At 63.0% G+C, this 13,674-nt stretch carries 14 protein-coding genes; 6 read left to right on the top strand and 8 right to left on the bottom strand.

The genetic code is table 11. The features are described 5' to 3' along the window. Positions 1-26: 26 nt before the first annotated feature. Together F7R90_RS05105 and panB are read left to right on the top strand one after the other, a co-directional pair. Complete coding sequence (locus F7R90_RS05105; protein ID WP_158056192.1) at positions 27-1,568, top strand: gluzincin family metallopeptidase; 1,542 nt, start codon at positions 27-29, stop codon at positions 1,566-1,568. 76 nt (positions 1,569-1,644) lie between these two features. After that, entirely contained in the window at positions 1,645-2,460 is an 816-nt protein-coding gene (panB, locus tag F7R90_RS05100; RefSeq protein WP_158056191.1) for a 3-methyl-2-oxobutanoate hydroxymethyltransferase, read from the top strand. On the opposite strand, the gene F7R90_RS05095 is transcribed toward panB, so the two are convergent. From F7R90_RS05095 to F7R90_RS05085, 3 genes are all read right to left on the bottom strand, one after another. Beyond that, positions 2,454-3,119, bottom strand: coding sequence for a DUF998 domain-containing protein (locus F7R90_RS05095; RefSeq protein ID WP_158056190.1), 666 nt, complete (start codon positions 3,117-3,119; stop codon positions 2,454-2,456). The genes panB and F7R90_RS05095 overlap by 7 nt on opposite strands. A gap of 107 nt (positions 3,120-3,226) precedes the next feature. Beyond that, complete coding sequence (locus tag F7R90_RS05090; protein WP_158056189.1) at positions 3,227-3,814, bottom strand: LuxR C-terminal-related transcriptional regulator; 588 nt, start codon at positions 3,812-3,814, stop codon at positions 3,227-3,229. A gap of 68 nt (positions 3,815-3,882) precedes the next feature. After that, positions 3,883-4,659, bottom strand: coding sequence for an alpha/beta fold hydrolase (locus F7R90_RS05085; RefSeq protein ID WP_158056188.1), 777 nt, complete (start codon positions 4,657-4,659; stop codon positions 3,883-3,885). A gap of 161 nt (positions 4,660-4,820) precedes the next feature. Here F7R90_RS05085 and F7R90_RS05080 point away from each other — a divergent pair, with 161 nt between their 5' ends. After that, a complete protein-coding gene (locus F7R90_RS05080; protein WP_158056187.1) occupies positions 4,821-5,066 on the top strand; it encodes a DUF7127 family protein in 246 nt (81 codons plus the stop codon). Next, entirely contained in the window at positions 5,063-7,327 is a 2,265-nt protein-coding gene (locus tag F7R90_RS05075) for a CDC48 family AAA ATPase (protein WP_158056186.1), read from the top strand. Before F7R90_RS05080 ends, F7R90_RS05075 begins: the two co-directional genes overlap by 4 nt. A 207-nt stretch (positions 7,328-7,534) precedes the next feature. On the opposite strand, the gene F7R90_RS22065 is transcribed toward F7R90_RS05075, so the two are convergent. The 5 genes from F7R90_RS22065 to F7R90_RS05055 all read right to left on the bottom strand — a co-directional run bounded on the left by F7R90_RS22065 (position 7,535) and on the right by F7R90_RS05055 (position 11,550). Next, a complete protein-coding gene (locus F7R90_RS22065; RefSeq protein ID WP_192498404.1) occupies positions 7,535-7,696 on the bottom strand; it encodes a hypothetical protein in 162 nt (53 codons plus the stop codon). Between the two features lie 48 nt (positions 7,697-7,744). Continuing rightward, positions 7,745-8,770 (bottom strand): sodium:calcium antiporter, encoded by a 1,026-nt coding sequence (locus F7R90_RS05070; RefSeq protein ID WP_158056185.1) that lies wholly within the window; start codon positions 8,768-8,770, stop codon positions 7,745-7,747. A gap of 67 nt (positions 8,771-8,837) precedes the next feature. Then, entirely contained in the window at positions 8,838-9,743 is a 906-nt protein-coding gene (locus tag F7R90_RS05065) for a hypothetical protein (RefSeq protein WP_158056184.1), read from the bottom strand. 4 nt (positions 9,744-9,747) lie between these two features. Then, a complete protein-coding gene (gene priS, locus F7R90_RS05060) occupies positions 9,748-10,905 on the bottom strand; it encodes a DNA primase small subunit PriS (RefSeq protein WP_158056183.1) in 1,158 nt (385 codons plus the stop codon). Positions 10,906-10,983: 78 nt separating this feature from the next. Continuing rightward, positions 10,984-11,550 carry a GNAT family N-acetyltransferase gene (locus F7R90_RS05055; protein WP_158056182.1) on the bottom strand — a complete coding sequence of 189 codons (567 nt, stop codon included), beginning with the start codon at positions 11,548-11,550 and terminating at the stop codon, positions 10,984-10,986. 94 nt (positions 11,551-11,644) lie between these two features. Here F7R90_RS05055 and F7R90_RS05050 point away from each other — a divergent pair, with 94 nt between their 5' ends. Both F7R90_RS05050 and F7R90_RS05045 read left to right on the top strand, forming a co-directional pair. After that, positions 11,645-12,076 carry an archease gene (locus F7R90_RS05050; RefSeq protein ID WP_158056181.1) on the top strand — a complete coding sequence of 144 codons (432 nt, stop codon included), beginning with the start codon at positions 11,645-11,647 and terminating at the stop codon, positions 12,074-12,076. Positions 12,077-12,157: 81 nt separating this feature from the next. Further along, the gene (locus F7R90_RS05045; RefSeq protein WP_158056180.1) at positions 12,158-13,615 is read left to right on the top strand and encodes an RtcB family protein; all 1,458 of its coding nucleotides are present in this window, start codon (positions 12,158-12,160) and stop codon (positions 13,613-13,615) included. Positions 13,616-13,674 lie beyond the last annotated feature (59 nt).

Below are 13,674 nucleotides of genomic sequence, written 5' to 3'. Positions count from 1 at the left end.
TCGGTCCCGCGTCCGATGGTGTGGACGTGCCCGGTCCCCGCCTCGCCCGTCTCCTCACACTGGTAGCCGTCGTCTCGGCGCTTCTCGCCCCCGTTTCGGCGGCGACGCCAGCGACGCCGACCTCCGCAACGACCGCCGAGACAGTCTCGCAGTCGAACCCGACGGTCACCGAACAGGTCCACGTCGAGCGGACAAACGGCGGCGTGACGCTCACCTACAGCTACGACTTGCCGTCGAACGTCCACGGCTTGGGCGTCCAGTTCCCGCACAACGACGCCAGTATCGTCTCTGTCACCGGCTTCGAGCGGTCCGGACAACGCCTCACGTGGGACGAGCGGACCGACGCGCCGAAGATTCGATTACAACTCTCGCCCACGAGCGAGCAGTTCGGACCCTGGAAGTCGGCGATTTCTCGCGAGAACTGGACGTTCCTCAAGATACCCCGACCGGCAGTGAGTTGGTCGTACACCGGTGGCGAGCCGAGCGTCGAACGGACGACGGCGCTCGCCAGTGAGGGCATCGCAACTGCACAGATGGCGTACTTCGGTCCGGTCGAGATGGCGACCCAGAACGCAGGCGGGACGACGTTCCGACTGGTCGTCCCCCACGAGGCGAGCGTAGACGTGAGTCGAGACACCGCACTGGAGACGCTGACCGACGCCAGCACTGCCTTCGATTCGGGAGCGAGCGAAGGGACCGTGACCGCGTTCGTCCTCCCCTCCGAGGGTATCGAGACGAGCGTCGGCGGGCAAGCGTTCGGCCAGAGTTTCTGGGTGCGTGACGACGCCGACATCGACGCCAACAACCCGTGGGTCCACGAGTTCGTCCACACTCGCCAGCAGTTCCGGACCACCTCGGAGTTCCGCTGGTTCACCGAGGCAAGCGCGACCTACTACGCGGCAGTGTTGACCATCCACGAGAAGCCCTCGCTGTACGGCGAGGCGGCGGGGACGATTCGAGACGTCGAGACGCCGACTGCGACGCTTGCCCGCCCGGAGTCGTGGCCGTCTGCCCGAACGCCGTACCAACAGGGCGCGCGCTTGCTGGCGGCACTCGACGCGAGGATTCGGACTGAAACGAACGGTTCGAAGACTCTCACTGCCGTCTTCCGGCGACTGAACGAACGAGCCGAGGACAGTAGCGGTCGGCTCTCGACCAGCGACTTCCAGCGGGCCGTCGAGGCAGTCGCCGGGCGCGACCTCTCGGCGTGGCTCCGGCCGTACCTCTACGAAGAACGACTCGCGCCGGTTCCGAACTCGCCGTACACCTACACGCTCGGGGAGACTGGCGACCCGGACGGAGACGGACTCAGAAACGACGCCGAGCGCCATCTCGGTAGTCACCCGTTCAAGAGTGACAGCGACTACGACCAACTCGACGACGGCCGCGAACGAGAGTTGGGAAGCGACCCCACGAAAATCGACACCGACGGCGACTGGATTCCCGACAGCGTCGAGGAGTTCGTCGGCACGAGTCCGGTGTCCGGTACGGGCGTCCTCGGATTCTTGGGTGCACTCGTGACGACGCTGTTCTGGGGTACTATCGACTTGTTAACCTCGCTGTTCTGAGCGGACGGGGCGTCTCGAACCGGACGATACGTCTCCGAACCGAACACGTTTAATCGCGGGCGTGAGAGAACCAGCCATGGCGACGACCGTTCAGGACCTCGCGGCGATGGCGGGCGAGGAACCGATTACGATGCTGACCGCGTACGACGCGCCGACCGCCGCAATCGTAGACGAGGCGGACGTAGACGTGATTCTCGTCGGCGACAGCATGGGCAACGCCGTGTTGGGCTACGACTCGACGCTCCCAGTCACTGTCGATGAGATGCAGAGTCGAACCGCGGCAGTCGCTCGTGCGACAGAGGACGCGATGGTCGTGGCGGACATGCCCTTCCTGAGCTACGGCGTGGACGAAGCCGATGCCATCGAACACTGCGGGACGATGCTCAAGGAAGCCGACGCGAACGCCGTCAAGTTAGAGAGCGGCCCCCACACCGTCGAGTTGACCCAACGGCTCGTAGAGCTGGGCATCCCCGTGATGGCGCACCTCGGACTGACACCTCAGCGTGTGAATCAACTCGGCGGCTACTTCCGGCAGGGCACCGACGAGGAGAGCGCGAGCGAGATGCTGGAACTGGCGAAGGCCCACGAGGAGGCCGGAGCCTTCTCGCTCGTCCTCGAACACGTCCCGGCGAACGTCGCTTCCCAGATTACCGACGCCATCGACATCCCGACCATCGGCATAGGTGCAGGCCCAGACACCGACGGGCAAGTGCTGGTCCTCAACGACATCATGGGTCTGAGCGACCGGAGTCCGTACTTCTCCGAGCAGTTCGCGGACGTGAAAAGCGAGATGGAGCGTGCGATAACGGGGTTCCGCGACGCCGTCGAGTCGGGCGAGTTCCCCGCCGAAGCGCACAGTTACAGTGAAGACGAGATAGACGACATCTACTGAGCAGTCGCGTCTTCCTTCTCGGCCACCGTAGTCTCTGGCGCACCCAACAGATACCCACCGAATGCGACCAGCCACAGCATCACCGGGTAGACTATCATCCGTTCGGTCCCGCCGTGTCCGATGGGTCCGAACGCCGCCGCGTTTCCGGCGTCACCAATTGCCATCAGGACGACGAAGACGAGACCGACCCCGCCCGCGAGTATCGACATGGCCCTCATCGCGCCGGAGAGGCGCGTCGCGCTGGCGAGCGCCTGCACGTTGAAGAACAGGAACGCGAGGAGCGCGAACAGACCGTGGAGTCCGCCGGTGTCGAGCGGGAATAGGCCAGCACCGACTGCTCCGAGACCCGCGAGCGCGAAGACGGCCAGAATCCACCGCGCGCCGTGCGTTCGGTAGAAGAAGTAGCCGCCGAGCAAGTTCAAGACGCCGACGGCGACCAGCGAGACGTTGAACAGGAGTGCAGTCTCGGGGACGACACCGAGGTCACTGATTGCGCCGCCGCCGAAGTCGTAGTTCGGAGCTATCGCCGCCGCGAGCATGAGTATCGTCATGAACTGGGCAGCGAGCGCGATAAAAAGTATTCCCGCGCGTCGCTGGTTCACCGCAGTCGTTTCGCCGAGTATCTGAGCAGTGCGGTCGTACGTTGTAGTCTCCCCCATGAATGTGTCACCGACAAAGTGAACGACACGAGTCGATATAACCAGCGAGGGTCGCTCTCGTCTCGTGAGAACGAGGGGGCGCGGGCGACGACCGAGCAACGGAATCGCTACTCGACGAGTTCGAGGAGTCGCTCCGCATTTCGAACTTTCTGGTCGATGCGACCACAGTGAGATTTGACCGTCCCGACTTGCATGCCGAGTTCGTCGCCGATTTGCTCTTGGGTGTGTCCGGCCATCCGGAGCGTCTGGACCGTGGCTTGTCGGTCCGAGAGTCCCGCCCGTACCAGTTCGGCGACCGTCCGGGAGGGCATCACGAGCGCGTGGAGCGAATCGGACTCGTCCGATTCCCGTTCGCTATCGCCGTTTTCATCGACTTCGCGGGCGTACTCGGCGTGCGCAGTCATCGCGGCTTCACGGAGTTCCTCGGAGAACTCCAACCGTTTGGCCATCTGGTCCCACTGTGCGGAATCGACGTAGATGACTTCGGTGAGTCCCTGTTCGGTGACGACCGGCGGTCGGTCGGGGTTCTCCGCGGCGTAGTGCTGGAGAATAGCGTCGCCACCGTCCAGCAGGTCCTCGTAAATCGTCGCCAGTGCGTCGGCGAGTTCTGACTGGTCGATGTCGTGCTGGTCAGAACTCTCTGCGACGACGTGTGTAGGAACGGGCGACCCAGTGGCGAGTAGTTGGCCTGTCATCGTAGCTGTCGCTACGAGTCAGGTCCGTATGTAGTTTACGTATATTGTGAACTTATCTTCTCCACTACTCACTCCAAGTCGTCCAGAAACTCCCGAATCGCCGTGTTGAACCCTTCTGGTTCTTCGAGCATGGCCAAATGAGCCGCGCCCAGTACCTCCCGATATCGGCAGTCGGGGATTTCGGCAGCGAGTCGTTCGTGGTACTCCGGCGGCGTGAGGTGGTCGTGTTCGCCGACGACGGCGAGCGTCGGCACGTCGATGTCCTCTAATTTGTCGCGCACGTCGAAGTCGTGGCACGAGACGAAGTCCCGGAGCGTTGTGCGCTGGCCGACGCGTTTCATCGACTCGGTCGATAGCTGGACGTACCGCGAGTCGGCGTCGTGGAAGAGCCTGTCCGGGCCGTGGAGGAACTCGATTGCGCGGTCGAAGTCCGACTGAAGCCACTCCAAGAGGTCGTCCAGCACCGGGAGTTTCGCGCCGGTGCCCGCCAACACGAGCGCGTCGAACTCGTGGTCGCGTTCGATGACGAGTTGCTGGGCGACCGCACCGCCGAGCGAGTTGCCGACGAGGACCCCGGCGTCTGTCTCCTCGGCGACGGCCAGCACGTCGTCCACGTAGGCGGCGCGCGTCTCGTAGCCTGCGTCGGCGTCGATGTCGTCGGACTCGCCGTGGCCACTCAAGTCGAGTGCGACGACCGGGCGGTCGCTCGACAGGCGACCGAGTTGGCCCTTCCAGACTTCGTGGGTACCGCCAGACCCGTGGACGAACAGCAACGGGGACTCCTCGCCGCCTCGGTCGGCGAGTCGGTACGCGGTCGTCCGTCCGTGGTGTGTAACCGTTTCCATGCCCTCGCGTTCGCGTGCGTGTGACAAAAAGGTCCGGTAGGTCAGGTCTGCCTCCAGCCTGAACCGCAATTTGCGTCGTTTGGTAGAACCCCACCGCAGTCACGTGATTCGCCAGGAAAAGATTTAAGTACTAGAACGCCTAACCATAGGTTAGGACAAAGATGTCATTGAAACAGGTTGGCGAGCGCGAAGACGTCTTCGCACGCCACTACAAGTACGACGAAGCGGAAGTCATCGTGGCCGACTTCGGTGCCACCGAAGAAGAGGCTTCAGTCGATATTCTCGAAGACACCGCAATCGTCGTCTTCGAGGACGAGGACTCCCGTCAGCTAGAACTGGAACTCCCCAAGGGGGAGGCGGAAGCGTTTATGACTAACGGCGTCCTTACTATTACGGTGAACCAATGAAGCTTACTGTCAAACCACTTAAACAAAAAGACGCGGGGCGCGGACTCGCCGCCATCGACCGGCGGTCGATGCAGGAACTCGGCGTCGAGAACGGCGACTACATCGTCATCGAGGGCAAAAAGCAGGGCCGCGCGGTCGCTCGCGTCTGGCCGGGCTACCCCGAGGACGAAGGTCGCGGCGTCGTGCGCATCGACGGCCAACTCCGCCAAGAGGCGGGCGTCGGTATCGACGACAAAGTGACGATTGACACCGCGGACGTGAAACCCGCGAACACGGTCACTATCGCACTGCCCCAGAATCTCCAGATTCGGGGCAACATCGCACCCCACATTCGCGACAAACTCAGTGGGCAAGCGATTACCAAAGGGCAGAACGTTCCATTTGGCTTCGGCCTGATGGGCATGGGTTCTGGCCAGTCCATCCCGCTGAGGATCGCCGAGACGAATCCCGAGGGCACGGTCGTCGTGACCGACTCGACGGACATCAACATCAGCGAACGCCCCGCCGAAGAGGTCGCATCGGGCGGTGCGACCGGTGGTGACGGCGCGCCGAGCGTCACCTACGAGGACATCGGCGGACTCGAAGGCGAACTCGAACAAGTTCGTGAGATGATCGAGTTGCCGATGCGCCACCCCGAACTGTTCAGCAGGTTGGGCATCGACCCGCCGAAGGGCGTCATGCTCCACGGGCCGCCGGGCACCGGTAAGACCCTGATGGCGAAGGCCGTCGCCAACGAAATCGACGCGCACTTCCAGACCATCTCGGGTCCCGAAATCATGAGCAAGTACTACGGGGAAAGTGAGGAGCAACTGCGCGAGGTGTTCGAGGAAGCAGAGCAGAACGCCCCCGCAATCGTCTTCATCGACGAATTGGACTCCATCGCGCCCAAACGTGAGGAGGCGGGTGGCGACGTGGAACGCCGCGTCGTCGCGCAACTGCTCTCGCTCATGGACGGCCTCGAAGAGCGCGGGGAAGTCACCGTCATCGCCGCCACGAACCGCGTGGACGCCGTGGACCCCGCACTCCGTCGGCCCGGTCGCTTCGACCGCGAAATCGAGATTGGTGTGCCAGACCGCGACGGCCGCCTCGAAATCATGCAGGTCCACACGCGCGGGATGCCCCTCGCGGACGGCATCGAACTAGAGGAGTACGCCGACAACACCCACGGCTTCGTCGGTGCCGACCTCGAAAACCTCGCCAAAGAGTCGGCGATGAACGCGCTCCGGCGCATCCGTCCCGAAATCGACCTCGATTCGGAGGAGATTCCGGCAGACGTACTCGACCAACTACAAGTCACCGAGAAGGACTTCAAAGAGGCGCTAAAGGGCATCGAACCCTCCGCGCTCCGCGAGGTGTTCGTGGAAGTCCCCGACGTGACGTGGGAGCAGGTCGGTGGCCTCGAAGACACCAAAGAGCGCCTCCGAGAGACCATCCAGTGGCCGCTGGACTACCCCGAGGTGTTCGAAGCACTCGACATGCAGGCCGCGAAGGGCGTACTGATGTACGGCCCACCGGGCACGGGCAAGACCCTGATGGCGAAGGCCGTCGCCAACGAGAGCGACAGCAACTTCATCTCGATCAAGGGTCCCGAACTGCTCAGCAAGTGGGTCGGCGAGTCCGAAAAAGGAGTCCGGGAAGTATTCAGCAAGGCCCGCGAGAACGCCCCGACGGTGGTGTTCTTCGACGAAATCGACTCTATCGCTACCGAGCGCGGCAGTGGTAGCGGCGGCGGGTCGCAGGTCGGCGAGCGCGTCGTCTCGCAACTGCTGACGGAACTCGACGGCCTCGAAGAACTCGAAGACGTGGTCGTCATCGCCACCTCGAACCGGCCGGACCTCATCGACAACGCACTCCTGCGTCCGGGTCGTCTGGACCGCCACGTCCACGTGCCGGTGCCCGACGAGGACGCCCGCAGAGCGATCTTCGAGGTTCACACCCGCAACAAGCCGCTGGCCGAGGACGTTGACCTCGACTTCCTCGCCGCGGAGACCGAGGGCTTCGTCGGTGCCGACATCGAGGCGCTTACTCGTGAGGCCGCGATGGCCGCGAGTCGGGAGTTCGTCACGAGCGTGGACCCCGAAGACATCGGCGAGAGCGTCGGGAACGTCCGCATCAGTGCCGAGCACTTCGAACAAGCACTGGACGAAATCAACGCCAGCGTGACCGAGGAGACGAAAGAACGCTACGACGAAATCGAAGAGCGCTTCGAGAGCGCCGAACCCGAGCAGGAAGAGGACCAACTGGGCAGAACCTTCCAGTGAAACTTTTGCTGCGGTCGAGCGCGTAGCGCTCTCCCTGGCAAAATTTTCATGAAATACACTGCGTCACCCGCGCCAGAGCGCGCTACGCGCGCTCTTCTGCGGGTTCCTTGCTCCACTCGCTTCGAAGCGCGCAGAGTGCGCCTCATTCGCTCGCGGTGAGTGCACTATTTTTAACCGTACGACCAACGAGTGAAGAGCCGTAATTCGTTATTCCCCGCCGTCCAGACTATTCCTGATTGCGACTAGCTCGGTGAGAATCCCCAGCAGGAGAAGCGCGACGACACCGAGTAGCAACTCGTTGGTGAAGACGCTCAGAGCGATGATGACGAGGACTGCGATGAACTGCGGCGGGGAGAGTTCAGTCGGCATACAGTTCGTTCCAATCACCCAACAAATAGATGTTTCGAGGCCGCGCCGTTAGGCACCCGGAACGAAGTGTGTAACGTCCAGCGTTTCGAGGACGAGCCACGTGACGAAGAGGCCGTAGAGGCCGAGGAGGATGTACGACTCCCGCGCGGAGAGGTGGAGTTCCGTACGGAGCATAGCGAAGACGACGACCGTCGCCACCGTCAGAAAGCCCATCATCGGGATGGCGACGGAGAAGTTGATGACCGCAGTTCCGGCGACGATGATGCCCGCGGGAACCGCGACGAGCAAGTCGAAGACGTTGCTCCCGAGGACGTTCGCGAGACTTGTGACGCCCTCGTCGTTCTTCGCCGCGCGGACGCTGACCAGCGTGTCCGGCAGACTCGTCCCGGCGGCGACGATGGTTAGCCCCCAGATGAAACTCGGGACGCCGGTCATGTCGCGGAAGCCGAGCGCCGACAGGACCAGCATCTCGACGGCGACGGCGATGAGGACGAGACTCACCGCGAGGTACGCCCACTGACGAATCGGGTTGATGTCCTCGGGCGGCGTCTCGGCCTCGTGGTCCATCGTGTCGTGGTACTGCGTGAAAATGTAGACGCCGTAGAAACACAGCGGAATCATGGCGAGCGAGCGCGTCATCTCGCCGCCGATGCTGGCGGGGCCGTCGAGACTGACGGGGTTGTAGATGACCGCCAGCGCGAAGGTGATGACCAACACAGAGACGGCGACCATGTAGAACTGCGCCTCCTTGTAGACGACCGTCCGGTCGGCCTCCACGCCATCTGCGAGAATCCCCGACAGCGCCGGGATGACGAGCAAGTTGAACGTCGCGGAACCGACGATGGCCGCGACGCCGAGACCGAAGTCGCCGTGGAGCCACGTCGAGATGACCGCGCTCGACAGTTCGGGGAAACTCGACCCGATGGCGACGACGATTGCGCCCTGCACGGCTGCCGGGAGGCCGTAGTACGCCGACAACTGCTCGCTCGCGCTTTCGAGTAGGCCGCTTCCCTTCCAGACGACCGCGGTGCCGACGATTGCGAGGACGACGTTCATCAGTACCGGAGAGACCATGCTGTCCGGGCGTTCACACGCAGGCGTCTTAAATCGGGATATCGAGCCGTACAGCGAGGAAAATAGACTACTGTAACTCTTCGGCCGCGCCCTGTTCGACCAGCGGCACGGCGTTCTCGGCGGGCAACGTCACTACGTCTTCGTCCGCGAGTTCGTAGGTCCGCTCGTCTACACCGAAGATTTCGCCGACGTCGCTCGTGATGCGCACAGTCGTCCTGTCGTCGAGTCCCGAACTCGACTCCGACTCGTCGGGAGTCTGCTGGTCGGCGACTTCGTCGTCGCTCGCTCCGTCTCCGTTTCCAACAATCGCCGCGGCCTCCGCAGACGGCCTGTCAGCGTCGTCGCTCTCAGTGTCGGGACTCTCGGTGGTGGATGTAGCGTCGGCCGCGGGCGCGTCGTCTGTTGCCGACGCGGAGTCGGCGCTGGAGTCGCCACCGCCGCCCATCACGTCCGCAGCACTCACCTCTGCATCGGTCGGAGAGGTACCTTCCGGCGTCGAGTTGGCTTCAGTTCCAGCAGGCGTCGTCTCTGCTGGCGCGGGCGCATCGGTCGAAGCATCTGCGGACTCGTTGGTGGTCGAAACCACGTCACCGCCCAGCACGTCCAGCACCTCGGCTTTGTTCTCCTCGATTCGCTCGACCAGTTCGTTAAACAGGCGCTGTTCCTCGCTGGTGAGGCCCTCCTCGTCGGCGGGCATTCCGGCAGCGGCGAGACTCGCGCGCTTGACGACCTTCCCGACGCGCCGTTCGTAGACCGCCTCCACGACCTCTTCGGCGGTGTTGATTTCGTCGGTCAGTCGGTTGACCTCGGGGTCGTCGAACGGGTCCGCGGCTTGGTCTGCCGCCCGCTCGCGCTGGTCTTTCAACTCTGCGATGTAGCGGCCGACGTCGGAGTAGAACGACTCCCGCAGGTGCTGGAGGCTATCCTTCGACCGCTCCTTGCTCTGTACCGTGCGGAGTTCGTCTAGATTCATATGTTCACTCGCGACCCTTCTCGGCTCTGCCGCGCGCCATCAGGAAGACGGCCACGTACTCAGGAAGTGATACGTCACCCTCCGAGAGCGTAAAGGTTTCGTCGTTCAGTTCGACCACACCGCTCTCTGGCAGTTCGACCATCACGTCGTTACCGACGAAGGTGTCCGGAATCGCGTCTCTCAACGGGTCGAACGATTCGATTTCGTCCCGGTCGAGTCGCTTCACTTGGAGCGCGGTCCCGCCGTGGAGACTCCCCGGCAGGCGAATGAGTCGGTGGGTGTCGGTCGTCACCGGTTCGTCTATCGCTGCGCGCTGGCCGGACACCGTCTTCTCGGAGACTATCTTCACTAGCTGGCGGAGTCCCTGCCCGCCGCGCTCGATGTTCCCAGACTGTAAGGTCTCGTAGTCGTCGTGAACCGCACTCAAAATCGTCTCGGCGCGGCCCTCGCCGATGCGGTCGAACTCCTGAAGTCGTTCGAGGGCGTCGTCCTCGTCCATCTCTCTGAGTTCGTCAGCGATGGCGAGAACCTCGCGGTGGACGCGCCGCCCCCAACCGCCCTCGGTTGGGAGAACGCGCGCCGTCGTCGTCCCGCGCTGTTCGGTCTGGACGACCGACTCGTAGCCGACGCCGTCGCCGAGGACGTAGTTGACAATTTCGCGGCGTTCGTCGCGGTCCAGCTTTCGCACGCCCTCGTCTCGGACGTGAACGTGGTAGCCGCGGCCGCCGGAGAAGACGACGGTCATGTCGTCGAACCCGAAATCGACTTCGAGAATGTCGAGCAGTTTCTGTAGCTCGTCTTTACAGTCGGCGAGCATCTGGGCGTAGGAGTCGCCCTCGGGGTCCACACCGGGCAGGTGGTCGGCGTCCAAGTCGAAGACCAAATCGGAGTCGAACCAGCCTTTGTCGTCCATGTCGTCCGCGCCGGGGTCGTCGTAGCGGCCCGCCGAGAAGTAGACGTGGCGTGGCCGCTCGCGTTGGAGGAAGTCGCCGAGTTCACCGAGTTCGAGTAGCGACTGGTGACGAACCATCGTCGTCGGTCCACTCGTCCACGGGATGTACCCCCACTCGCGGTTGTCGGGGTCCGGCGGCGGCGAGATTTCGCTCCGCCGGTAGTAGTCCCGGAACCGGCCCCGGAGGTACGCTCGGGTGCGCTCTTCCATTCGTGTTCCGGCTAATTCGGGGCGACAATAAAGCGGTTTCCATCGCGGCCGTGGGTCGCTAGCGTCCTCGTGGGCCGTCTACCCACGCATGAAATCGGAGAGCTTCTTGGCGAGGCCGCCGCCATCTCCGAGTTTCAGGTAGTAGGCGTCGCCGCTGTCCTCGTAGTAGTTCTCGATGTGGCGCTTCACTTCGAAGCCCAGATGTTCGTAGAACCCGAGCGCGTTCTCGTTAGACGCTCGCGCGTGACAAGAGACCGTCTCGTTGTCCTCGGCGACCCGACCGACGAGTCGCTTGCCGACGCCTTCGCCGCGGAAGTCCGGCGAGGTAGCGAGAAAGAGAATGTAGCCGTCCCGGCGAACGGCGGCGAATCCCATCAACTCCGTGTCCGAGGACATCGTATCCGCGAACTCCGTGTCCGGGCCGCCGTTCTCCGCTTTCGGTGTGTCCGAGCGATCGGTAGAGTTCCCAGTATCGGTGGTCAGCAGGAGATGGACCGTCGAACGGCGGTAGGCATCGACGAAGAACCCGCGGCGCTGCTTGAGAACGCCCTCGTCGCGCCGGATGCGCTCTTTGAGTTGCCACGCCGCATCGACGTAGCTTTCGTCGCCCGGTCGGGCGACTTCCGATTCGACCTTGACGCTCACTAACGTGTCCGTAGGCGCGTCGCCAATATAATTCCACCGCCATACGTTGGCACGCGTCCAAAACCCTTTGAAGAGTCCCAGCATCGACAGACGTATGAGCTACGAACTGCGCGACCACACCGCCGACGTGGGGGTCGAAGCGACGGGGGCGACGCTCGGCGAGGTGTTCGCGGCGACAGCGGACGGTCTCGCAGGTGCGATGTGCGAGGACGTTCCCGAGACGGGCGAGCGCTTCGACGTGACGGTTCGCGCGGAGAGCAAGGAAGCGCTCCTGTTCGACTATCTGGACGAACTCATCTACCAGCGTGACGTGCGGGCGGTCCTCCCGGTCGAGAACGAAGTAGAAGTTCGAGAGGAAGCCGAGGACGACGAAAACGACCAGAGCGCGTGGGCCCTCGAAGGGAGCGCCCGCGGCGTGCCACTGGCCGAGATTACCGCGCGGGAAATCAAGGCCGTGACTTACTCCGAGATGGCCCTAGAGAAAGCAGATTCGGGATGGCGCGCGTACGTCGTCTTCGACGTGTGACCTCCGACGTGTGCCAGCGTCGATTCTACGTATCACTGGGGCAGGAAAACCTATTCTGATACCGACGGCGAACCCCCTCCTATGGACACATACGAAGCGGGCGACGTCACACTCCAGAAGGTACGGGAGTACGTTTGGGAGATTCCACGGGAAGGCGGGATGAACACGCCTGCGCGCGTCCTCGCCAGCGAAAGATTACTGGACGAAATTTCTGAGGACAAGACGCTCGAACAACTGAAGAACTCGACGCACCTGCCGGGGGTGACGAAGTACGCCATCTGCATGCCGGACGGCCATCAGGGGTACGGGTTCCCGGTCGGCGGTGTCGCCGGAATCGACACCGAAGACGGCTGTATTTCACCGGGAGCGGTCGGCTACGACATAAATTGTGGGGTGAGGATGATGCGGACGAATCTCTCGTACGACGACGTGCGCGGCCAGGAGGAGGAACTGGTCGAGTCGCTGTTCGCGAACGTTCCCTCCGGTCTCGGCGGTGGTGGGGTCGTCGAGAGCGACCTGGCTACCGTCGATGCAATCTTAGACCGCGGGATGGAGTGGGCGCTCGAAGAAGGCTACGCGGTCCCGGAGGACTTGGCCCACTGCGAGGATGAGGGCGTTCGCCACGACAGCGACCCGTCGAAAGTCTCCCAGAAGGCCAAAGACAGAGGCAAGAACCAAATCGGGAGTCTGGGGTCGGGCAACCACTTCCTCGAAGTCCAGCGCGTGACCGACACGTATCTGGACGACGTGGCGGAGGCGTACGGATTGGAAGAAGACCAAATCGTGGTCCTCATCCACTGCGGGAGCAGAGGGCTGGGCCATCAGGTCTGCACCGACTACTTGCGAAAAATCGAGAAAGCTCACGGCGGGTTGCTGTCGAAGTTGCCCGACAAGGAACTCGCGGCCGCACCCGCCGGGAGCCATCTCGCCGAAGACTACTACGACGCGATGTGTGCGGCCATCAACTTCGCGTGGGTGAACCGGCAACTCGTCATGCACCGCACCCGAAAAGTGTTCGAACGCGTCTTCGACGACGACTGGGAGTCGATGGGGATGGACCTGCTGTACGACGTGGCGCACAACATCGCGAAGAAGGAGATGCACACCATCGACGGGGAGGAGAAAGAACTCTACGTCCACCGCAAAGGGGCAACCAGAGCGTTCCCCGCCGGACATCCCGAAGTTCCGGGAACCTACCTCGACGTTGGCCAACCAATCATCATCCCCGGAAGCATGGGCGCGGGGAGCTACGTCCTCCGGGGTGGCGAAGCGTCGATGGACCTAACCTTCGGTTCCACTGCCCACGGCGCAGGGAGAGTGATGAGTCGCACGCAGGCCAAGAAGGACTACTGGGGTGGTGACGTGCAGGACGAGTTAGCGCAACAGCACATCTACGTGAAAGCCCAGAGCGGCGCGACAGTCGCGGAGGAAGCGCCGGGCGTCTACAAGGACGTAGACGAAGTCGTCCGCGTCTCGGACGCGCTCGGCATCGGCGACAAAGTCGCGCGGACGTTCCCGGTCTGTAATATCAAAGGATGACCAGTCGTGCCAACAGATAACTGAACGAACCTATCAGCAGGTGGATTTTTGTAGTGTCA

It is taken from the genome of Halorussus halophilus (genome assembly GCF_008831545.1).
GTDB classification, from domain to species: Archaea; Halobacteriota; Halobacteria; order Halobacteriales; family Haladaptataceae; genus Halorussus; species Halorussus halophilus.
The sequence above is the reverse complement of the archived record's forward strand: the minus strand, read 5'-3'. Positions and strand labels throughout refer to the sequence as shown.

Excerpts from the sequence above, each read along its gene's own strand:
- panB (WP_158056191.1), top strand. The coding sequence starts at position 1,645 with ATGGCGACGACCGTTCAGGACCTCGCGGCGATGGCGGGCGAGGAACCG.
- F7R90_RS05095 (WP_158056190.1), bottom strand. The coding sequence starts at position 3,119 with ATGGGGGAGACTACAACGTACGACCGCACTGCTCAGATACTCGGCGAA.
- F7R90_RS05090 (WP_158056189.1), bottom strand. The coding sequence starts at position 3,814 with ATGACAGGCCAACTACTCGCCACTGGGTCGCCCGTTCCTACACACGTC.
- F7R90_RS05085 (WP_158056188.1), bottom strand. The coding sequence starts at position 4,659 with ATGGAAACGGTTACACACCACGGACGGACGACCGCGTACCGACTCGCC.
- F7R90_RS05080 (WP_158056187.1), top strand. The coding sequence starts at position 4,821 with ATGTCATTGAAACAGGTTGGCGAGCGCGAAGACGTCTTCGCACGCCAC.
- F7R90_RS05075 (WP_158056186.1), top strand. The coding sequence starts at position 5,063 with ATGAAGCTTACTGTCAAACCACTTAAACAAAAAGACGCGGGGCGCGGA.
- F7R90_RS22065 (WP_192498404.1), bottom strand. The coding sequence starts at position 7,696 with ATGCCGACTGAACTCTCCCCGCCGCAGTTCATCGCAGTCCTCGTCATC.
- F7R90_RS05070 (WP_158056185.1), bottom strand. The coding sequence starts at position 8,770 with ATGGTCTCTCCGGTACTGATGAACGTCGTCCTCGCAATCGTCGGCACC.
- F7R90_RS05065 (WP_158056184.1), bottom strand. The coding sequence starts at position 9,743 with ATGAATCTAGACGAACTCCGCACGGTACAGAGCAAGGAGCGGTCGAAG.
- priS (WP_158056183.1), bottom strand. The coding sequence starts at position 10,905 with ATGGAAGAGCGCACCCGAGCGTACCTCCGGGGCCGGTTCCGGGACTAC.
- F7R90_RS05050 (WP_158056181.1), top strand. The coding sequence starts at position 11,645 with ATGAGCTACGAACTGCGCGACCACACCGCCGACGTGGGGGTCGAAGCG.
- F7R90_RS05045 (WP_158056180.1), top strand. The coding sequence starts at position 12,158 with ATGGACACATACGAAGCGGGCGACGTCACACTCCAGAAGGTACGGGAG.